The organism is Flavobacterium sp. GW821-FHT12A05 (assembly GCF_058807735.1).
In genome coordinates this window covers 785,120-805,436 of record NZ_JBXAQY010000001.1, presented here as the reverse complement: position 1 = coordinate 805,436, position 20,317 = coordinate 785,120, and the positions used below count along the sequence as shown (strand labels likewise).

Genomic DNA, 20,317 nt, shown 5'->3' with positions numbered 1-20,317 from the left:
ATTATAACTTCAGGATGAAAAATTGAATTAAGAATGTTTTACAGAAATAGATTCTAGTATGTTAGCAACACTTTTACATTTATCTGTTGCTGATTCTAAAACAGATAATACCTCTTTATATTTAATGATATTTTTAGCATCTGTTTCGTTTTCAAAAATTTCAAAAACTGCTTTATTATAAACGTTATCTGACTTGTTTTCCAATTTATTAATTCTGGAACAAGCATCTTTAATGACTTTGAAATTCTTTAAATTTCTCAATTCTTTTACAGCACTGTCAATGTTTTGACAAGCTTCAAGGTTGATTTCAGTCATTTTTCTGATAGATTTTGTAATCTTATCAACTTGATATAATCTCATACGGCTTGCTGCACCATGAAGGTAATCAGCAACGTTATCAATAGAAGTAATTAAAGTATGGATATCCTCTCTATCAAATGGAGTAATAAAGTTTCTGCTTAATTCCAAATTGGTTTGGCGTGTAATGTCTTCACCTTTTTGCTCTAATTCGTCAATCTTTTGAAAAAGAACTTCTCTTTCTTTTAACGGAAGATTTACAGCTTCGTGTAAGTTAGAAGCTAATTCAATTAAATTGCTTGAAGCTTCTTCAAAAAGTGGAAAGAATTTCTTGTCTTTCGGCACTAAAAATTGGAAAATACTGTTTATTGACATTTTTATATTTTTGATAGTGCAAAATTACTTCAATAATATTTTACAATGTTAAGCCATTGTTAACAAATCGTTTTCTATTTGGAAACTCTCCAGGAAAGAAACGGTGTTTTTAATGTCGATATGTAAGATTCTGTCTTCTTTTACCAAAGGCACTACTTCTCTATAACTGCTTAGGAACATTTCGATGAAATCGCTTGATTTTAAAGGCTCTCTGTAAGCAATTGCCTGAGATGCGTTTAATAATTCGATTGCCAGAATACGCTCTAAATTATCTAAAATGCGTAAGGCTTTTGTCGCTCCGTTTGCTCCCATGCTCACATGGTCTTCTTGTCCATTGCTCGAAACGATGCTGTCAATGCTCGATGGTGTTGCCAGCTGTTTATTTTGACTTGCAATACTTGCTGCAGTATACTGTGGAATCATGAAACCAGAGTTTAATCCCGGATTATCAACCAAAAATGCCGGAAGATTACGCAATCCTGAAATTAACTGATAGGTTCTTCTTTCAGAAATACTTCCTAATTCGGCCAAAGCAATAGCCATAAAATCTAAAGCCAAAGCCAAAGGCTGACCGTGGAAATTACCGCCTGAAATAATCTGATCGGCTTCAATAAATATATTTGGGTTATCTGTAACCGAGTTAATTTCGGTTTTAAATACTTTTCTAACGTAATCAATCGCATCTTTAGAAGCGCCGTGAACCTGAGGCATACAACGGAAAGAATACGGATCCTGAACGTGTTTCTTTTCCTGAGCGATAATTTCGCTTCCTTCTAAAAACTCCGTAATACGCTGCGCCGTTACGATTTGTCCTTTATGCGGACGTATATAATGTATCAATTCGTTAAAAGGTTCAATTTTTCCATCAAAACCTTCTAAAGAAATGGTTCCGATTAAATCTGCCAAATACGAATATTTATACGCTTTAATTAAAATATGTGCGCCATAAGCACTCATAAACTGTGTTCCGTTTAACAAAGCCAAACCTTCTTTCGACTGTAAAACAATTGGCTCCCAGTTAAAACGTTTTAAAACTTCGGCAGAAGCCACTTTTTTTCCTTCAAAATAAACTTCACCTTCTCCTAATAAAGGCAGAGATAAATGTGCCAGCGGCGCTAAATCTCCAGAAGCACCAAGTGAACCCTGAGTAAAAATTACAGGCAAAATATCATTGTTGTAAAAATCAACCAAACGGCTTAAAGTCTGCAATTGCACACCTGAATGTCCGTAGCTTAAAGATTGAATTTTAAGCAAAAGCATCATTTTTACAATCTCTAACGGAACTTCATCTCCAGTTCCGCAAGCATGCGATTTTACTAAGTTTTCCTGAAGTTTAGAAAGATTTTCATTTGAGATTTTCACACTATAAAGTGACCCAAAACCAGTATTGATACCGTAAATTGGTGCGGTATGCGATGCCATTTTCTTATCTAAATAATCGCGGCATTTTTGAACATTTACTTTTGCTTCTTCAGATAACTCAAGGGCTTTATCGTTTACTAAAATTTCCTGTAATGTTTCTAAAGTGATGGTCTCAGTACTTATATAATGGATTTCTCTCATGACGTTTTTCAATTTAAGATGTCAAAATTCAACAAATCAATATTAAAAAGCAACATTTTATCACAATAATTAAAATTTTGCCAAAAGCCGTTCTTCACTTTTAACTTTTTCTCAATGCCAAAAATGATGTATTTCAATGCTTTTCGACTATCTTTTCATTAAAAATCAATCTATTGCAGAAGTCCTTTTCACACAAATGAGTCCTGAAATATATCAAAACTTCAATTTAGCATATTGAATTTTAACAAATACTCAATATTGAATTATTGAGATTTGAATTATTAAAATATTCGTAAAAAGGCCTCAAAAATTTTTAATGCTTCTAAAAAACTGTACTTTTGAAAAATCAAAAATGAAAAGTAACAGCGTAAAATATCAATCTACAATGACAACTCAAACTGGAGTTGCAATTGCTGCTACCATTATTTCTACTACAACAACTACTACCCCTTAGGGGTATACATTTTTACATATAATCCAGATTATCTATACTTTTTTCTTAAAAGAAGAAAGGTATTGGATAGATGAAAACATTTACAAAGAAAAAAAATAAACGCAGTTTTCAGTTTCAGTTCAGAGCTAATAATCTTTGAACTTTTGTTACTCAAAATCTCTGCATCTTATTAAAAAATATCAAAAAATGAAAGTATTAAAATTTGGCGGAACTTCGGTTGCCAATGCTCAAAATATAAAACTCGTTCTCGAAATTGTTAATCAAAAAGCTAAAGATGACCAACTGGTTGTGGTAGTTTCTGCACTTAGCAAAGTGACTGATTTATTGCAATTAGCAGCAGCAAAAGCGGCAGCAAATGACGAAGACTTTAGAAATATTGTAGCCGAAATCGAGAAAAAACACCTTGACACGCTAAAAGAACTTATTCCGGTAAGCGAGCAAAGCAGTTTGCTGAGTCACGTAAAAAGAATCATCAATCATTTAGAAACTTTATTAGACGGCTGTTTCCTTTTGGGCGAATTATCTCCAAGAACTGCCGATACTATTTTGAGTTTTGGCGAATTACTTTCGTCTTATATTATCGCACAGGCTTATCAGCAAATTGATAAAAATGCGGTTTACAAAGACAGCCGCGAATTAATTAAAACCAATGCTGAGTTTGGAAAAGCCGGTGTTAACTTCGAAATTTCAAACCAATTGATTCAGGAGTATTTTGCTTCGAATGAATCAAGAATCAATATTTTACCCGGTTTTATTGCTCAGACTTTAGACGGAATCACTTCGACTTTAGGCCGCGGCGGTTCTGATTATACTGCGGCGATTATCGCTGGAGCAATCGACGCCGACCAACTGGAAATCTGGACTGACGTAAACGGAATGTTTACTGCAAACCCTAAAATCGTAAAACAGGCACAGCCTATTGCCAACATTTCGTATCAGGAAGCGATGGAATTGTCGCATTTTGGTGCCAAAGTGTTGTATCCGCCAACAATTCAGCCGGTTTTAAGAAAAAACATTCCCATTTTAATCAAAAATACTTTTGAGCCGGAAGCCGAGGGAACTTTAATTTCTGATCATGTTCAATCTAAAGACACGGTTGTAAAAGGAATCAGTCATATCGATCATATTTCGCTTTTAACACTTGAAGGCCCAGGAATGATTGGAGTTGCCGGTTCGTCAAGACGTTTGTTTGAAGTATTGTCTCAGGAAAAAATCAACGTGATTTTTATTACTCAGGCTTCTTCTGAACATTCTATCTGTATCGGAATTTTAAATTCTGATGCTGACAATGCCGAAGCAGCGATTAACAGAGCATTTGAAATCGAAATTTCGCAGAACAAAATCGATCCTTGCATTGTAGAAAAAGACCTTTGCATTATTGCTTTGGTGGGCGAAAACATGAAAAATCACCAAGGTTTAAGCGGCAGAATGTTCAGCACTTTAGGAAAAAACAACGTAAACATTCGTGCCATTGCACAAGGAGCTTCTGAGCGTAATATTTCGACTGTAATCAACGAAAGAGACGTTAAAAAAGCGTTGAATACTTTACACGAAAACTTCTTTGAAGAAAACACAAAACAGCTGAATCTTTTTGTAATGGGAGTTGGAAATGTGGGCGAAAAATTCATCGAGCAGATTCACAATCAAAGAAAGTTCTTAAAAGACAATTTAAAAATCAATGTTCGTGTAATCGCTTTGTCAAACTCCAGAAAAATGCTTTTTGATGAAGACGGAATTTCTTTAAAAGACTGGCAGGCCACTTTAGAAAAAGGAGAAGCTGCTATTCCAACAGAATTCATTGCACGTGCCAGAGAATTGAATTTACGTAACAGCATTTTTGTTGATATTACAGCAAATGCAAACGTTTCTGAAATGTATGAGAAGTTTTTAAAAGAAAGTATTGCCGTTGTAACTTGTAATAAAATTGCTTGTTCATCTGCTTACGACAACTATAAAAAATTAAAAAGTTTATCTCGCCAATACAATGCTCCGTTTTTGTTTGAAACGAATGTTGGTGCGGGACTACCCATTATCGATACTGTAAAAAACCTTATTGCATCTGGCGATAAAGTACATAAAATCCAAGCGGTTTTATCTGGAAGTTTGAATTTCATTTTCAACAATTTCGATAAAAACAATTCTTTCCACGATGTGGTGAAAGAAGCCGGAGTTCAGGGTTTCACAGAACCAGATCCAAAAATTGATTTAAGCGGCATCGACGTAGCGCGTAAAATCCTGATTTTGATTCGCGAAAGCGGTTACGAAATGGATATTGATGCGATTGCAAACGAATCGTTCCTGCCAGCAGATTGTTTAGCCACAACAAACAACGAAGACTTTTTTGCTTCGTTAATTAAACACGCTTCTCACTTTGAAGGTATTTACAACGAAGCTTTAGCGAAAGATTCAAGATTGAAATACGTGGCACAATTCGAAAACGGAAAAGCAAGCGTTGGTCTGCAATTCATCCCAAAAGATCATCCGTTTTACAATCTTGAAGGAAAAGACAATATTGTACTTTTCTACACAGATCGTTACGTAGATCAGCCTTTATTGATAAAGGGAGCCGGTGCCGGAGCAGCAGTAACAGCATCAGGAATTTTTGCAGATGTAATTCGAATAGGCAATATATAAAGGTGCTAAGGTTCTAAGAGGCTAAGTTTCTGAGTTTTTTTTCAAAACTTAATCTTAGTCTCTTAGAGCCTCAAAACCTTAGAAACTAAAAATAAAAAGCTGCTACAGAAACCTTAGAATCTTAGCATCTTAGAACCTCAGAATCTTTAAAAAGAAAATGGAAATAAAACTATTTTGCCCGGCAACTATTGCGAACCTCTCTTGCGGATTTGACGTATTGGGGCTTTGCTTAGACAATGCGGGCGATGAAATGATTGTTCGAAAAGTCGATCAAAAAGGAGTTCGAATCACTAAAATTGTGGGTGCCGATTTACCTTTGGAAACCGAGAAAAACGTTTCTGGAGTTGCGGCGCTGGCCATGTTAGAAACCCTTGATGTTGACTGCGGATTTGAAATCGAAATTTACAAACACATTAAAGCCGGAAGCGGTATTGGAAGCAGCGCTGCAAGTTCTGCCGGAGCGGTTTTCGGGATTAACGAATTACTTGGCCGACCATATTCTCGTAAAGATTTGGTTCAGTTTGCAATGCAGGGCGAGAAATTAGCCAGCGGCAATGCACACGCCGACAATGTTGCTCCTGCCCTTTTAGGCGGATTTACTTTGGTAAGAAGTTATGCACCATTGGATATTATTAAAATTGACAGTCCGGAAGAATTGTTTGCAACGGTGGTTCATCCGCAAATTGAATTGAAAACATCTGATGCGCGTTCGGTTTTAAAACAAAACGTTTCCCTAAAAAGCGCCATTATGCAATGGGGAAATGTAGGCGGATTGGTTGCTGGTCTTTACACCAAAGATTACGATTTAATTGGACGTTCGCTTCATGACGAAATCGTAGAACCTTTGCGAAGTGTTTTAATTCCGGGATTCGATCAAATTAAACAAACGGCTCTTGAAAACGGCGCATTAGGTTCTGGAATTTCAGGTTCAGGTCCTTCGATCTTCGCTTTAAGCAGAGGAAAATCGACCGCTGACCAAATCGCAAAAGCCATGAGCGACGTTTACGAAAAAATGAATTTACCGTATGAAATTCACGTTTCGAAAATCAATCCAGACGGTGTTAGGATTTTGTAGAAAAGTAATAAATACGAAGAATTAAGTATTAAGACAAAGTTTGTCAGGCTGAGCGAAGTCGAAGCCCTCGCAAAGCATGACACATCCTGTTTGTTATAACATACAGTTTGTCATCCTGAGGAACGAAGGATCACAAGAGTTGCCCACAAAGATTGGATTAACGTTGCGGAGTTACTAGCGAATATTTCACGTCGAAATGACAAACAGTGCGTTTATACTTTATGTCTTTACATTGCGGGGCTTCGACTCCGCTCAGCCTGACAAAAGCAGCACATAATTGAAAACATAAATTATTGGAATTTGGAATTTTAGCTCTGGAATTTACTCTCCAAAAAATCTAAAATCTAAAATCAAAAATCTAAAAAAATGAAATACTACAGTTTAAACCATAATGCCCCAAAAGTTTCTTTTCAGGAAGCTGTAATACAAGGATTAGCGAGTGATAAAGGATTATATTTCCCGGAAAACATTACGCCTTTAGATCCTTCGTTTTTTGACAAAATAGAAAGTTTAAGCCACGAACACATTGCTTATGAAGCGATAAAACAATTTGTTGGCGATGAAATTCCGGCTTCAACACTAAAAGAAATTATTGCGGATACTTTAGTTTTTGATTTTCCGGTTGTGAAAGTCGAAAACGGAATTTATTCATTAGAATTATTTCACGGCCCAACCATGGCATTTAAAGACGTTGGAGCACGTTTTATGTCACGTTGTCTGGGTTATTTCAATAAAGATAAAAAAGACGCTAAAAACACGGTTTTAGTAGCCACTTCCGGTGATACAGGCGGGGCAGTTGCCAGCGGATTTTTAGGCGTTGACGGCGTTGATGTTGTCATTTTATATCCGTCAGGAAAGGTGAGCGATATTCAGGAAAGACAATTAACTACTTTAGGGCAAAACATTAAAGCCCTTGAAGTTGACGGTGTTTTTGATGATTGCCAGGATATGGTAAAAAAAGCGTTTTTAGACGAAACTTTAGCGCACAAAAACCTGACTTCGGCCAACTCTATTAATATTGCGCGCTGGTTACCGCAAATGTTTTATTTCTTCTTTGCTTACAAAGCTTTGAAAAGCCAAAACAAACCGTTGGTTTTCTCTTGTCCGAGTGGAAACTTCGGGAATATCTGCGCCGGAATTATGGCAAAGAAATTAGGATTGCCAATTGAGCATTTCGTAGCTTCTACAAACGTAAACGACACGGTGCCAAGATTCTTAGAAAACGGAAAATACGATCCAAAACCTTCTAAAGCCACAATTTCTAACGCAATGGACGTTGGAAACCCAAGCAACTTTATCAGGATTCAGGAACTGTACAACAACGACTTAAAAGCTTTCGAAAAAGACTTTTCTTCTTATAGTTATACTGATGAAGAAACACTTGAAGCGCTAAAGAAAATCTACAATACAGACGGCTATATCGCAGAACCACATGGCGCTGTTGGTTATTTAGGTCTGAAAAAAGAATTGGAAAAACACCCTAACGCAATTGGTATTTTCTTAGAAACAGCACATCCTATTAAATTCTTAGATGTTGTAGAACCTGCTTTGGGCATTACGCTTCCTATTCCAACTCAAATTGAAAGTGTTTTGAATAAAGAAAAAGTAAGCGTTAAGATTAAGACTTATGAGGAATTGAAGGCTTTCTTGGGATAAGAATTTCTAAAAAAAATTAAAGCCACAAACTGCACTAATTTTCACTATTTTATTTTGAAGATTTGTGCAGTTTGTGGTTTTCTTTTTATAGATAGTTTCTTATGTTTGATCTCCTATTTCAAATAACAAACTCACATGAACATAAAAATAATTATTCTTTTAGCAGTACTAATAATTCTACTTCTTAACTACAAAAGAATACTTTCATACATTGAATATATTAAAGAGCAAAAAGCAATAGAGTTTAAAAAAAGAACCAATCTTAATTTAGATGACCTTTACAAACTATCTGCTCCATCTACATTTTTATTTTTTGGTCTAGAAAACAATATATTTCAAAAACCTGTTCTTTATTTTGATGAAAACAATCTCTATTGTATTACATCAAATTTACCAGTGGTTCAACATCCGATATCTTCTATTACTGAAGTTCAAAGAACCGCTGTAATGATTAATAAAAGGAGAGTTTGGAAAATAATTATAAAAGATAATGACATACAAAAAGCTTATAAATTCAGAGCCTATCGTAATCTTGATCTTTTTTTAGAAAAAGTAAAAGAGAACCCAAATTCAATTGTTGACGACAGATATATTTGGGGAATATTTGAATAATATTTAATTACAATATCCCTTCGCTAGCGCGAGCGTCCCGCTCGTGAACACAAAGAAATTCAATAACTAATGGAAAGGGCACGAGCAGGATGCTCGCGCTAACAGGGGCATTCTTTAGATTTGTTTTTCAAAAAAATAATTATTCCATACCAAATTTAAAAATTTAGTAAGAAAAAAAAACATACATTTGAAAATAGAAAACGAATCGAACCTTCGTTTGTCTACCAAAATTTAAGTGTAAATATCAAGGTTTGTTTCGCATATAGATGAGTTAGCGTTAATGCCACTCAGAATCAAAAAATCTAATACAACTTCTAATAAAAAATGAATCAGACTTTACTAAATTTAATCACTGAGGGAAACCAAATTACATTTCAAAACAATTGTAAGCGAAATAATTACGGAACTTTTAGCAGTGCTACTGATGAATTACTCTCTTGGGTTTCAAGAGTCGAAGATTATATTCGACATAATTATAATAACGAAAGTGGTCCTTATAAATTATTTGAAACTTTTAACAGAAAAAAATTAACGGATTATGAACAAACAGATTTTGAAGAAGAAATCAAAAAATTATTAGGAGCTTTAAAATCTTGCGAAAGTATCGCACCGAATAAAATCGTAACAAAAGAAGATAACGTAATTATATCTCTCATTAAAAATTATTTATTTTGGACAGTTTTAGTTATTGCTGTCAGCGGATCTTACAAATTAGGATTTGATAATGGAAATTCAAAATTTGATAAAGAGAAAATAGAAATGAATAAAGAAAATGAAATACTTAAGTCTGATAAAAAAAAATTAGAAAATAGAAACGCACAAAAAGATTCTATTATTATTGAATTAAAAACTAACTTAAAGATAATAACAAAATAAATACCCGATCGCGCGGATTTGCAATCCGTGCCAGCAAAGAAATTCAAAACCAACTGGAACGTGCACGAGCGGGACGCTCGCGCTAGCTGGGGTAATACATGTACATACTCCATATCATTAGATTATTATAGAATCAGAGATAATTAGCGTATTACTTTTTGCTTCCTAATTAAAGAAAATTAAAAAAGCTACTCTATGATAGAGTGGCTTTTTTGTTAATAAGTGCTTTGTTTTGTTAAAAAGAATGACTTGTAATGATACAAAGTAAGGCTTAATTTTACAAAACAAAATAAACCCTACCTTGCAGAAGCAAGAGGGTTTTATAAGTTCTTTATTTATCAATTCATTTAATCCAATTATTATGAAAGCGACTCTAAGATTATGGAAAACCAGTAGAGGTTACTTCTGCAAACTGAATTATCAACTTTTAATCAGCAAACAAAAATGGATAAAAAACCAATTATTGAATGGCTGGAAAACTTCTTAGTCAATTTATGCATCGCATGCATAATTGAATTAATAAGATGGCTAATCTCTTTTTATTAATTTTAACCTCAGAAAACTCAATAGTTACCGCTATTGGGTTTTCCTTTTTTATTCAAATTACGGAAAACCGTAATTACTAAGTAATATTGGATTACTAATATTACTTAGTAATAATTTTACAGGTACAAATGTACCGAGTTATTTTTGATACGCAAAATTTTGCGCATTAAATTTAATAATTAAATATACATATCAAAAATATAATGATAAAAAGCACGTATTTATACCTGATCATACTCTTATGTTTTTGAATATATTTGAAAACTGATGATATTCTAATAGAATAGTTGGATGTCTGGTTAAAAGAATGTATAATTAAAAACTTAAATATTTAAATATGTCTAATCAATATTTAAAACCATTTAAAGGAAAGTTTATTTTACAAGTAAAGACAACCATAAAAAATTTCTTTACAAATCCAAACGAAGTTTCCTTACTAGATAAGTATAGTAAAGTTACTGATGAAATTGGAAATATTGATATTGCAAAATTCATAAAATATTACACTTTGGGTTTTAGTAGATATAATGAATATAAACACTTACACCTTAAATATCATCAAGCATTTGATATAAACCCTGAAAATCTAATAAATGATGATGAAAGAGATTATCAATTAACTTTCAAATTAGAATCATTTGAAATCGAAGTATTACAAATAGTTGATTCTAAAATAACCTTTGCAAATTCTGAAAAAGAAGTTTATACAATAGAGTTAAATGATGAACTTAAGCTTCAAAAGATTTAAGTTTCACTCTTGCTAGCGCTAACAATTGAAACCTTAATAGACATTTAAACTAAATATTATGATAAAAGATTTTTTTGAAATTGAATCAAAACAAAAGAATACCTTTTTGGTATTTATTGGGCTTTTTTTAATTAGTTTCATGCAAATCTATATTTTTAAGAAACATTTATTGAGTGGTAATTTTTTAATAATAATTGGATTGTCATTAGCATTAGCATTATGTTGGACCATTTTAAATATTTTTCCTTTAACACTATTGCTTTCAAGTTTCTTTAGTGGAAATGGTATTGAACTAATTTATGAAAATCTAATTTTTGGTTCAGGAATATTAATCGTTGCTGGACAAGTTTTTTTAACTTATTTAGGCTATAAGAATCGGCTCTGTTTTGAAGATTTTATAGATTTTGCATGGCAAAGAACCCTTATAGGTTATGGTATAATTTTTATTATATCTATCATAGCAAAAGTAATGAGTAAAGAATAGTTTCCTCGCTATCGCGAGCGTCTCGCTCGTGAATACAAAGAAATGCGAAACTAATTGGAGCGTGCACGAGCGGACGCTCACGATAGCTAGGAAATAACTTTTATCCTATTAAACTAACTATCAAATAAATAATTTAAAAATAAAATATGCCTAAAGTTATAATTATTCCAGACAATCATGTTGAAAATATATGCAGAGATGCTGTAAATTTTGCAAACACTTGTCAAAGTGACTTTAATTTTTACTTAATTCCACAACCGAAATCTTCCAATTCACCTCTTGATAAATCAAGCGCAGAGGTAATAGACACGCTACAGTATTTGAACGCTTTCAAAAAACAGCATGAGTATGAAAATGAAGATTTAGTTTTAACATTTTACAATGGTATCTTAAAGGCAACAACTCATGGTCTATCAAACTTATTCTGTGCAGGTTCAAATATTACAGAAGAAAATCCATGTACAAGTGTAATTTCTTTAAAATATTTAGGATGGAATGTATTAGAAGAAAAATATAATTACGAAGTCCAAAAACATTCAATATTACATTTAATTGTTTGTGGTATTATTGGCTCATATACAAACTTAAAACCACATAATGACATAGGATGCTTATTAGACTTAAATCTCCAATTAACCTCGTTTAATTTAAAACTGCAAAAAGGTTATTATTTGTGTTCTAAAAATGAATTTGGCTGTTTCGAAAAGATAAAAAATGAAAAATACGGAAACTCAATCATACGACTTTGCGAGAAATTTAAATCCAATAATTATCAAACAATCATTAACAATATAATGAGAGACAATATTCAAGTTGGCAATATTACCAATAATAGTGGACAAATTATAATAGGCAAAGACATAATTATCTCAACTTCTCAAGAAGAAAAAAAAGCTATTACAGATAAAATTGACGAATTAATAAATATAATTCGTACAGAAAACTTATCTGATGAAAATAAAGAAACATTGATTACTAATTTTCATAACGTAAAAGAAGAAATTACAGACGAAGAAAATCCTGATAAAAAAAGAATTTTCAAATGGTTAACAAAGACTAAAAGAATAGTGGATAACATCATTTTAACTCATGAAGCAACTCAAGCAATAAGTTGGATATATAGTGGTCTAAATTTTATTGCTCAAAACATCAGATAAAAAAGTTTTAAAAAAAAACTAACTGATATACCACCCCACTAGCGCGAACGTCCTGGCCGTGAATACAAAGAAATTCAAAAAGAAATATCTATGAGCTAGTCAAGGATTACTTCATCTGTCATTTTTACTAATCCCTTCGTATCTAAAAGAAAAAATAATGAAAAAGAAAATCATTTTATTAATACTGCTAATATCATCTATTTCCTTTTTTTCTCAAAATAAAAACTTAAAAGAATCGAATACTAAAATCAATAAAAAGTTATTGTTAGAAATTAGCAATGAAAAAAAGATTGAAAACCTCCAAAAATTAATAAATCATAAATCCGATTCACTTAACAGGGAAATCTTATATTATAAAGTAAAAGAAGATTTTTACTCTACAGCTCTTGCCGATCAAGGAAACAGATTTACAATTATAATATCTGGAATTCTTGCTTTATTTTCAATAATTACTTTCGGGGCTTTTAAGTATGAAATAAACAAAACAAAAAAAGAAACTGACAAAAAACTAGCAAAACATAAAAAAGAAATTAATGAATACAAATCAGAACTTAAAGAAACTAAAACTGATTTAAAATTAGCCAAAGCTAATTTATCAACATCTATAGCGTTACATTTTGAAAAAGAGAAAAATTATTTTAATGCTTTCTTTTATTTTATATCTGCATCTAAAGGTCATGGCGAATCTTCCCAAGAAAAAAAAGAAGCAAGTAATAATGACGATCCAGAAAAGAAACATTATGAAACTTGCATTATAAATTTAAATTTCGCCTTAAGAAACCTAAAAAAAATAAGCTCTGATTCGGATAAAGAAACTCTTAAAAACAAAGCAGATTCAATTAAGAAATTAATGAATGATATCTATATATTAAATGATGATGAAGTTAGAAATAAGATTTCAACACTTAGATATGAATTAGTGTCATCACTTAATGACATTACAACACCAACATAAAAAGCCTTCATTCCTGGAGCAAATAGAATGCTCTCGTTAGCAATAGAGCAAAAAAAGAGATCTTTTAAGATCTCTTTTTTATTTAATATTTTTTAAAACGGCTATTTCGAGTTCAATAACTTCTCTAAATACTCAACTTTATCTTTTTCAGCTTGCACCAAACGTTCGTAAAGTTCAACAACTTTGTCTAAAGGATTAAAAGTACAACCATAATTACCTGTAGTAATAGCACCGTGGTCTTGAAAAGTATTTCCAATAATATTAAAAACCGCTTCTTCCGAAAAATTTTTAATTGCTTCCACAGAAACTTCAAGAGCTTTAGCTATCTCAATTAATTTTTCTTCATCCACAGTTTCGCTGTTTTCAATAGCCGAAATAGTCTGCTGACTTGTTCCTAAAGCCTGTGCCAGAGCTTCCTGTTTCATATCTTTAAGCTCTCTAATACGGCTTATATTTCTGCCGATATGTTTTGGTTTTATTGCTGTACTCATAATTCAAAGATATTTAAAATTCTTAAACGAAAATAAATTTCGGTAAAAAACAAAAGTTGTTTTTGTAAGATACGCTTTTCAATTATATATTTGAACGCAGATTTAACGGATTCGTTAAATCTGCGTTCTATCAAAAAGATTAGGTTAAAGCTATTTTTCTGATGTAATTTTGTTTGCTCTCGCTAAAGAGAGAAAACTTTCAAAATCCTGAAACTCATTTTAAAATATTAAAAATGAACCTACGCCTTTTTTCTAAAAAAGATACAACAGCCTCAATTTGGAGCGGCGGATTGACATATGAATATATGATTTATCCCGAAACGGCAATCTACAGCAATAGAGATTTTATATTTAGAATAAGCAGTGCTGCAATAGAAGCCGTTCCTTCAGAATTTACCAAATTTAAAGGCTATTCCCGATATTTGGTTATGCTTGATAACTCATTGGATGTTGAAATCAACAAAGAAAAAAAAGTATACGAGAGATATGAAATTATGGAATTTAATTCGGATGATGAAGTGACTTCTTATACAAAAGGTACTGATTTTAACTGGATGGTTTCTGAAAAAATAAAGCATCACAAACTGGAAATAACAAGCAGTAATCAGAATTGTAATGCTCAAATAATACTTTTATTTGCTTTACATTCAATTGTTATTACAATTAATGAAACGCCATACAAGCTGGAACCTCATGATTTATTGGTCATTGAAAATCAAAAAAGGGAAAATATAAGCCTTCATTTTTCTACTAAATGCCTCTACGGAACATTGGAATTATTGTAATTTTGTTTCCCCGGCTAAAACTGCAGGCAATTCATATTTTCACTACATAACATGATTACAAAAGCAACATTACAAGATATTCCAGCATTAACAACTTTAATCAATTCAGCATACAGAGGCGAATCTTCTAAAAAAGGATGGACAACCGAAGCGCATTTACTCGAAGGAAAAAGAACCGATGAACCCGAAATGACTGAAATTTTCCTTGACCCAAAAAATACGATTCTGAAATTTACCGAGAACGACAAAATTATCGGTTCGGTTTTATTGGTCGAAAAAGGAAATCAATTGTATTTAGGAATGCTGACGGTTTCTCCGGAACTTCAAAATAGCGGCATTGGGAAAAAGCTTTTGGCTGAAGCCGAAAATCATGCTAAAACTTTAGGATTGTCCAGCATTATTATGACCGTTATTTCGGTGCGCGATGAACTTGTTGCCTGGTACAAACGCCGCGGTTATGTAGATACAGGCGAAAGAGAAGCTTTCCCTGAAAGCGGAATTCATGTTACGGTTTCTAACGAACCTTTAGAATTTATTTATTTAGAGAAAAAGCTCTAAGTTTTCTTTAATCTCATAAAATAGTGAAGCCGCAAAGTTTTATATATTCTTTGCGGCTTTACTTTATAAAATCCTTCTTTTACTATTTTTATTTATACTGAAAGACCACTTTTTGATCTGTAAAATTGGTAAGCGGATAATACGCCTGATTACTCGTTATAGAATTACCTGATAACCAAATTTCACTAATTCTTCCGGATTTATCCAAAACTCTTTTGTAAGTAAGTTTTTCATAAGATATTTGAAGTGGTGCTTTGGTATATACATTTTCCATGGCAATGATATTATTGGCACTTCTTTTTCCTAATTTATCGTGCGTTAAGATATAATATCCTCTAACTAAAGATACTGGAGTGTCGTATGCAAAATCTCCCATTAAAACATTTGGTGTATTGTCGTAAGTATAATTTGTAATTACTACTTTATCAGTATCGGTAGTTTTAACCTGTGTAATATTTCCGGCAGTAACCTTAAAATCCAATTGTCTTTTCAAACGGTATATTCCATCACCATCAACAGATCGTTTAGCATAAGTTACGATTTTAGAAAGATACTCATTTTCATAGCTGAAAACACTGGAATCTCTATAAACCGAGGATGTTTCTCCAGTAAGTTTTTTATAAGTTCTATTAGCGATAATTGAGGTAATATTTTTATTTTTTAGTTTAATAGAAGTCTTCTCTTCAAGATCAGCATTAGTTATATCATCGCCTGTTGTTTTCGTTTCAATCAATTCATCATTAACATAAGAAACAGATAAATAATATCCGATAAAATTAACGCGTTTTTGATCATCATACTTAAACTGTTCATCGTCTACCGAATAAGCCATTTTTTCACTTCTTGGATACGTGATAGAAACCAGCTTTTCTTCTACTGGAGCAACTACAACGGGATCTGTTTTTTCATCTGATTTTGAAGAATCATCTGATGAGCAAGAAGAAAGAGAAAGCATTATTAAGGCCAATGATAACAATGATAATTTTTGAAATTTCATACTTTTTTTTGTGGATTTACAAGGGGATTTAAATTTAAAATGGACAGTTTTTTGTTCGGAAACAAACTTAAAAAATTAAAAACAATAACAGGTATTTTCTTTATAAAGATTTCCTGTAAAAATTAACAGATGAGTGTTCAAAAGTTTTTTCTTCACCATATAAATTATGTAGATAATTTAAGCTAAATCTGAAATGATCTTACATAACTTATATGGTTTAATTTTCTTTGCGGCTTTACAAGAATTTTATATCAATATGTTATATGCACAGCAGTGCGTCTCTACAAAAAACCTCTGAACCTTTGCAGCTTTGTTCCTCTGTAACTCTGTTTCCTTTGAATTTCTAAATCAAGAAACCGTTCTCTTAATTTTCGAAAGAAACTCGTGAGAAACACCCAGATACGAAGACAAATTCTTATTATTTATAGAACTTACCTTTTGCGGATAACGTTCTTTAAAATCAAGATAGCGCTGCTTAGACGTTTTATTTAAAACATCCAAAAGCCGTTGCTGAATGGCAACATTCGCACGTTCGATCATCAGGACGTGAAACTGCATCAGTTTTGGAATTTCTGCAAATAATTGTGCTTTCTGGAGTTTGTTAATCACCAAAATTTCACTGTCTTCTATCGCTTTAATGTTGTAGGTTGTCGGCTTTTGGTGATAAAAACTTTCGAGATCGCACATCCATTCGTTTTCAAACGAAAAGAAAATGACGCTTTCGGTTCCGTTTTCGTTTAAGATATACGTTTTAAAAGAACCTTTTAAAATGAATCCCTCATAACTATTATGGGAATCCTGAGTTTGCAAAAACTGATTTTTTTTGAGTTTAATGAGTTCTGTTCTTGAAACAATGCTGTTCCATTCCTCATCGGTTAATGGAACTTTTCGTTCGATGTTTTTTCTAAGTAGGTTGTACATGTTGTGGTTATTTTTTGTGGAAAATAAGGTTTTGTAATTACTTCTCTTTTCGGGGGTTAGAAAATGTAATCGATTACGTAAAAGTAATTTATTTATACATTTTTGTAAACTAACAAGTGTTAAAAATGCACTTTTCACAGAAAAATTTTTAAAAGTTTGAACTTGTTCAACTTTTTTAACAGGATTTATAAGCAGTTTTGTGCTGTTAAATTATTTATAACCTCCAAACTTAAATTATGAAAATTAAAACAACATTCTCGGTGTTTCTTCTAACACTGGTACTTGGTTTTACAGCATGTAATACCGAAGAAATTGGTTCTTCTCAAACCGAAAACGCAATTGTTGAAGCCACAACTTCAACAGAAACTTCAAACAATTTAACGGCTAAAATTGGAAACTGTTCCGAAGTTCCGGGCTGGGCTTCTCAAAACGGAAGTACCACCGGCGGTGGTTCTGCAGCCGAAACTACTGTTACTACTTATGCTCAATTGAAATCGGCTATTGAGAACAGTGCAGTAAAAGTGATTAAGGTTTCGGGAACTATTACAGTTACGACAAGATTGTCATTTCAGGATCAATCGGGTAAAACTATTTATGGTGCAAACGGTGCCAAACTGGTTTCGACAAATCAGACTAAAGATGCGTCTGGAATCATCAACATTAAAAGATGCAAAAACATCATTATTAGAAATCTAATTTTTGAAGGACCGGGCGCTTACGATACTGACGGCTGGGACAATGCGATTCTGGATGAATGTACAAACGTTTGGGTAGACCACTGCGAATTTAGAGATGGTGTTGACGGAAACTTCGACATCAAAAACAAGTCCGATTATATTTCGGTTACGTATTGTAAATTTCATTATTTAAAACCACCAAAAGCGGGAGGTTCAGGCGGATCTGACGACCATAGATATTCGAACTTAATTGGTTCAAGTGACGGTGCAACTGCCGACCGCGGAAAATTAAGAATCACTTTTGCAAGATGCTGGTGGGCGCCTGGATGTAAAGAAAGAATGCCAAGAGTTCGTTTTGGAAAAGTGCATTTACTTAACAACTTCTTCAACAGTACGGTAAGCAATAAATGTGTTGCTGCAGGTTTTGAAGCTGATCTTCGTGTAGAAAGCAACGTTTTTGAAGGTGTAAAAACGCCTATCGACTTAATGACTGGTTTTACTGCTGTAACAGCAGTTGACAATGTTTTCACGAATACAACTGGAAACCAAGCCGGAAGCGGTACTGCTTTTACACCGCCTTATACTATTGTAAAATTAAATAAAACTGCCGTAAAAGCTGATGTTTCGGCTAATGCCGGAGCCACTTTAGGCGGTAATATCTGCGGATCATTTTAAAAACCTGAGTTAGTTTAGTTTTTATTTTTAAAACCATATAAGAGATATAAGTTATTTAAGTTTTGAGCTTAGATTGTTTTATAGTTCTTATGTGGTTTTTATTTAACCGCAAAGAACGCAAGATTTTTTATAGGCAAGACTTAATACAAACGCAAAGTTCGCAAAGCTTTACCTAAAAAACTTTGCGAACTTTGCGTAATTCTTAGCGCTCTTTGCGGTTAAAAAACCTTTGTCCCTTTGAGCCTCTGTCCCTCTGAACCTTTCCTCTAAAGAACTAACTCCTCAAACAATCTCTGAATCGTTTTCTCTAAATCCTGACACAATCCCGGATGAGGTCTTGAGGTTTGTATTGCCGAGCTTCTAATTGCGGTTAGCCAGCGAAAACGCTCCGGAATCTCAAATTGAGCAATTGGGCCGCCGTCTTTGGCTCCGTTTGTGATTTTTTCCAATGAAGTTAGATTACATTCTAATTGGTCAATGTCGAAATCGGCTGAAAGAGCTTGAATTTTTTCTTTATTAAGATGAAAAAGTACTTTTATAAATTTGGCTTTTTTACAAAACAAAATAACCCCGATATTCAGGAATTCTTCGCGCTCTACCCTTGGAACAACACGAATCACAGCATATTCGTATAAGTGATTATCTTGCATTTTGAGCTTGATTTACAAAGATTTCTGAATTATTTAATCGGGTTTGCAAAAATTGCAGGTATACATTTCGAAGACCTTCGGGCGTTTCGTCTGTATCTTCCCACTGAAGCCAGTCCAGCGGAATTGTATTTACAATTTCTTCTAAAATCTGCGGTGTTAAAAGCGCTTTAAATTCGGCGTCAACTTCTTTTAAAAGTGAAGCCTGAGGCAGTAAAACGTGGTCCTTTATTAATGCAAACGGACTTTTAGCATGCTGTTCCCAGTTGTTCCAGGAATGATGAAAATACAAGGAGGCACCATGATCAATTAACCACAATTCCTTATGCCAGATCAGCATATTGGTATTTTTAAAAGTTCTGTCTACATTGGTTATATATGCATCCAGCCAGACAATCTGCGAGGCTAATTTTGCATCGACCGTCGTTACTACGGGATCAAAAGTAATCGCGCCTGACAAGAAATGAAGCGCCAGGTTTAATCCCTGACTTCCTTGCAGTAAATCCTGAATTTCTTCATCGGCTTCGGTTCTTCCAAAGGCTTCGTCGAGATTAGCAAATACTAATTCCGGAAGCTGGAGTTTTAAGGCTTTTGCTATTTGTCCGCCTACTAATTCGGCTATAAGGGCTTTTACGCCGTGTCCGGCACCTCTAAATTTTAATACGTATTTAAAATCGTCATCGGCTTCTGCCAAAGCGGGTAAAGAACCGCCTTCGCGCAGTGGCGTGATGTAACGGGTAACATTTACCGTTCTGAGATCGAAGTTGTTTTTCATTTTTTTAAAGATTCAAAGATGCTAAGAAACTGAGTAGCTAAGTTTCTAATCTTTGACATTACAAACTTACAATTTTTGATTTTAGATTTTAGAGAGTAGATTTTAGATTTTTTTATTGGGGTGAGATTTTTAACGCAGAGAGCACAATCCCGATAGATATCAGGATACGCAAAGTTCGCAGAGTTTTTTTTGAGTTTGCTTTGCTTTTTTAAGTTCACAAAGTTTAACTTATATATTATTTGATTCAGCTTGTCACCCTGAGCGAAGTCGAAGAGACACAAGTAGCTCGACAAAGAAACTAAACATTGAGGAATATCTTTGCGGTCCTTCGACTTCGCTCAGGATGACAAAAAATGGGA

General features: G+C 33.3%; 19 protein-coding genes. 12 read left to right on the top strand and 7 right to left on the bottom strand.

Features of this window, described 5'->3' with window-relative positions:
* Positions 1–27: 27 nt before the first annotated feature.
* Complete coding sequence (locus AC1RRQ_RS03270) at positions 28–672, bottom strand: DUF47 domain-containing protein (RefSeq protein ID WP_095954688.1); 645 nt, start codon at positions 670–672, stop codon at positions 28–30.
* Between the two features lie 48 nt (positions 673–720).
* Positions 721–2,235 carry a histidine ammonia-lyase gene (gene hutH / locus AC1RRQ_RS03265; protein WP_493021387.1) on the bottom strand — a complete coding sequence of 505 codons (1,515 nt, stop codon included), beginning with the start codon at positions 2,233–2,235 and terminating at the stop codon, positions 721–723.
* 640 nt (positions 2,236–2,875) lie between these two features.
* On the opposite strand from hutH, the gene thrA reads away from it, so the two are divergent.
* The 9 genes from thrA to AC1RRQ_RS03220 all read left to right on the top strand — a co-directional run bounded on the left by thrA (position 2,876) and on the right by AC1RRQ_RS03220 (position 13,432).
* Positions 2,876–5,323, top strand: coding sequence for a bifunctional aspartate kinase/homoserine dehydrogenase I (gene thrA / locus AC1RRQ_RS03260; protein ID WP_493021385.1), 2,448 nt, complete (start codon positions 2,876–2,878; stop codon positions 5,321–5,323).
* Positions 5,324–5,480: 157 nt separating this feature from the next.
* Positions 5,481–6,398: a homoserine kinase gene (locus tag AC1RRQ_RS03255; RefSeq protein WP_493021383.1), complete on the top strand. Its 918-nt coding sequence runs from the start codon at positions 5,481–5,483 to the stop codon at positions 6,396–6,398.
* 366 nt (positions 6,399–6,764) lie between these two features.
* Positions 6,765–8,054 carry a threonine synthase gene (gene thrC / locus AC1RRQ_RS03250; RefSeq protein WP_493021381.1) on the top strand — a complete coding sequence of 430 codons (1,290 nt, stop codon included), beginning with the start codon at positions 6,765–6,767 and terminating at the stop codon, positions 8,052–8,054.
* Positions 8,055–8,189: 135 nt separating this feature from the next.
* On the top strand, positions 8,190–8,666 hold the full coding sequence (locus AC1RRQ_RS03245; RefSeq protein WP_493021379.1) for a hypothetical protein: 477 nt from the start codon (positions 8,190–8,192) through the stop codon (positions 8,664–8,666).
* Positions 8,667–8,990: 324 nt separating this feature from the next.
* The gene (locus AC1RRQ_RS03240) at positions 8,991–9,542 is read left to right on the top strand and encodes a hypothetical protein (RefSeq protein WP_493021377.1); all 552 of its coding nucleotides are present in this window, start codon (positions 8,991–8,993) and stop codon (positions 9,540–9,542) included.
* 883 nt (positions 9,543–10,425) lie between these two features.
* A complete protein-coding gene (locus AC1RRQ_RS03235) occupies positions 10,426–10,836 on the top strand; it encodes a hypothetical protein (protein ID WP_493021375.1) in 411 nt (136 codons plus the stop codon).
* A gap of 58 nt (positions 10,837–10,894) precedes the next feature.
* Entirely contained in the window at positions 10,895–11,320 is a 426-nt protein-coding gene (locus AC1RRQ_RS03230) for a hypothetical protein (RefSeq protein WP_493021373.1), read from the top strand.
* Positions 11,321–11,466: 146 nt separating this feature from the next.
* A complete protein-coding gene (locus AC1RRQ_RS03225) occupies positions 11,467–12,477 on the top strand; it encodes a hypothetical protein (RefSeq protein WP_493021371.1) in 1,011 nt (336 codons plus the stop codon).
* A gap of 157 nt (positions 12,478–12,634) precedes the next feature.
* Entirely contained in the window at positions 12,635–13,432 is a 798-nt protein-coding gene (locus AC1RRQ_RS03220; RefSeq protein WP_493021369.1) for a hypothetical protein, read from the top strand.
* Between the two features lie 101 nt (positions 13,433–13,533).
* Here AC1RRQ_RS03220 and AC1RRQ_RS03215 read toward each other — a convergent pair whose 3' ends face one another.
* Complete coding sequence (locus AC1RRQ_RS03215) at positions 13,534–13,923, bottom strand: helix-turn-helix domain-containing protein (protein WP_493021367.1); 390 nt, start codon at positions 13,921–13,923, stop codon at positions 13,534–13,536.
* A 233-nt stretch (positions 13,924–14,156) separates the two neighbouring features.
* On the opposite strand from AC1RRQ_RS03215, the gene AC1RRQ_RS03210 reads away from it, so the two are divergent.
* Both AC1RRQ_RS03210 and AC1RRQ_RS03205 read left to right on the top strand, forming a co-directional pair.
* Complete coding sequence (locus AC1RRQ_RS03210) at positions 14,157–14,708, top strand: HutD family protein (RefSeq protein WP_493021365.1); 552 nt, start codon at positions 14,157–14,159, stop codon at positions 14,706–14,708.
* 51 nt (positions 14,709–14,759) lie between these two features.
* Positions 14,760–15,266: a GNAT family N-acetyltransferase gene (locus AC1RRQ_RS03205; protein ID WP_493021363.1), complete on the top strand. Its 507-nt coding sequence runs from the start codon at positions 14,760–14,762 to the stop codon at positions 15,264–15,266.
* Positions 15,267–15,354: 88 nt separating this feature from the next.
* Here AC1RRQ_RS03205 and AC1RRQ_RS03200 read toward each other — a convergent pair whose 3' ends face one another.
* Entirely contained in the window at positions 15,355–16,263 is a 909-nt protein-coding gene (locus AC1RRQ_RS03200; RefSeq protein WP_493021361.1) for a hypothetical protein, read from the bottom strand.
* 348 nt (positions 16,264–16,611) lie between these two features.
* Positions 16,612–17,184, bottom strand: a complete 573-nt coding sequence (locus AC1RRQ_RS03195) for a Crp/Fnr family transcriptional regulator (RefSeq protein WP_493021359.1) — start codon at positions 17,182–17,184, stop codon at positions 16,612–16,614.
* Positions 17,185–17,420: 236 nt separating this feature from the next.
* Between AC1RRQ_RS03195 and AC1RRQ_RS03190 the strand changes: the two genes are divergently transcribed.
* The gene (locus AC1RRQ_RS03190) at positions 17,421–18,536 is read left to right on the top strand and encodes a pectate lyase family protein (protein ID WP_493021357.1); all 1,116 of its coding nucleotides are present in this window, start codon (positions 17,421–17,423) and stop codon (positions 18,534–18,536) included.
* Between the two features lie 266 nt (positions 18,537–18,802).
* On the opposite strand, the gene AC1RRQ_RS03185 is transcribed toward AC1RRQ_RS03190, so the two are convergent.
* On the bottom strand, positions 18,803–19,186 hold the full coding sequence (locus AC1RRQ_RS03185; RefSeq protein WP_493021355.1) for a DUF3037 domain-containing protein: 384 nt from the start codon (positions 19,184–19,186) through the stop codon (positions 18,803–18,805).
* Positions 19,176–19,958, bottom strand: a complete 783-nt coding sequence (locus AC1RRQ_RS03180; RefSeq protein WP_493021353.1) for a HipA family kinase — start codon at positions 19,956–19,958, stop codon at positions 19,176–19,178. Before AC1RRQ_RS03180 ends, AC1RRQ_RS03185 begins: the two co-directional genes overlap by 11 nt.
* Between the last annotated feature and the right edge of the window lie 359 nt (positions 19,959–20,317).

Excerpts from the sequence above, each read along its gene's own strand:
- thrC (WP_493021381.1), top strand. The coding sequence starts at position 6,765 with ATGAAATACTACAGTTTAAACCATAATGCCCCAAAAGTTTCTTTTCAG.
- AC1RRQ_RS03220 (WP_493021369.1), top strand. The coding sequence starts at position 12,635 with ATGAAAAAGAAAATCATTTTATTAATACTGCTAATATCATCTATTTCC.
- AC1RRQ_RS03240 (WP_493021377.1), top strand. The coding sequence starts at position 8,991 with ATGAATCAGACTTTACTAAATTTAATCACTGAGGGAAACCAAATTACA.
- AC1RRQ_RS03190 (WP_493021357.1), top strand. The coding sequence starts at position 17,421 with ATGAAAATTAAAACAACATTCTCGGTGTTTCTTCTAACACTGGTACTT.
- AC1RRQ_RS03270 (WP_095954688.1), bottom strand. The coding sequence starts at position 672 with ATGTCAATAAACAGTATTTTCCAATTTTTAGTGCCGAAAGACAAGAAA.
- AC1RRQ_RS03225 (WP_493021371.1), top strand. The coding sequence starts at position 11,467 with ATGCCTAAAGTTATAATTATTCCAGACAATCATGTTGAAAATATATGC.
- AC1RRQ_RS03215 (WP_493021367.1), bottom strand. The coding sequence starts at position 13,923 with ATGAGTACAGCAATAAAACCAAAACATATCGGCAGAAATATAAGCCGT.
- AC1RRQ_RS03195 (WP_493021359.1), bottom strand. The coding sequence starts at position 17,184 with ATGTACAACCTACTTAGAAAAAACATCGAACGAAAAGTTCCATTAACC.
- thrA (WP_493021385.1), top strand. The coding sequence starts at position 2,876 with ATGAAAGTATTAAAATTTGGCGGAACTTCGGTTGCCAATGCTCAAAAT.
- AC1RRQ_RS03185 (WP_493021355.1), bottom strand. The coding sequence starts at position 19,186 with ATGCAAGATAATCACTTATACGAATATGCTGTGATTCGTGTTGTTCCA.
- AC1RRQ_RS03205 (WP_493021363.1), top strand. The coding sequence starts at position 14,760 with ATGATTACAAAAGCAACATTACAAGATATTCCAGCATTAACAACTTTA.
- AC1RRQ_RS03235 (WP_493021375.1), top strand. The coding sequence starts at position 10,426 with ATGTCTAATCAATATTTAAAACCATTTAAAGGAAAGTTTATTTTACAA.
- hutH (WP_493021387.1), bottom strand. The coding sequence starts at position 2,235 with ATGAGAGAAATCCATTATATAAGTACTGAGACCATCACTTTAGAAACA.
- AC1RRQ_RS03245 (WP_493021379.1), top strand. The coding sequence starts at position 8,190 with ATGAACATAAAAATAATTATTCTTTTAGCAGTACTAATAATTCTACTT.
- AC1RRQ_RS03230 (WP_493021373.1), top strand. The coding sequence starts at position 10,895 with ATGATAAAAGATTTTTTTGAAATTGAATCAAAACAAAAGAATACCTTT.
- AC1RRQ_RS03200 (WP_493021361.1), bottom strand. The coding sequence starts at position 16,263 with ATGAAATTTCAAAAATTATCATTGTTATCATTGGCCTTAATAATGCTT.
- AC1RRQ_RS03180 (WP_493021353.1), bottom strand. The coding sequence starts at position 19,958 with ATGAAAAACAACTTCGATCTCAGAACGGTAAATGTTACCCGTTACATC.
- AC1RRQ_RS03210 (WP_493021365.1), top strand. The coding sequence starts at position 14,157 with ATGAACCTACGCCTTTTTTCTAAAAAAGATACAACAGCCTCAATTTGG.
- AC1RRQ_RS03255 (WP_493021383.1), top strand. The coding sequence starts at position 5,481 with ATGGAAATAAAACTATTTTGCCCGGCAACTATTGCGAACCTCTCTTGC.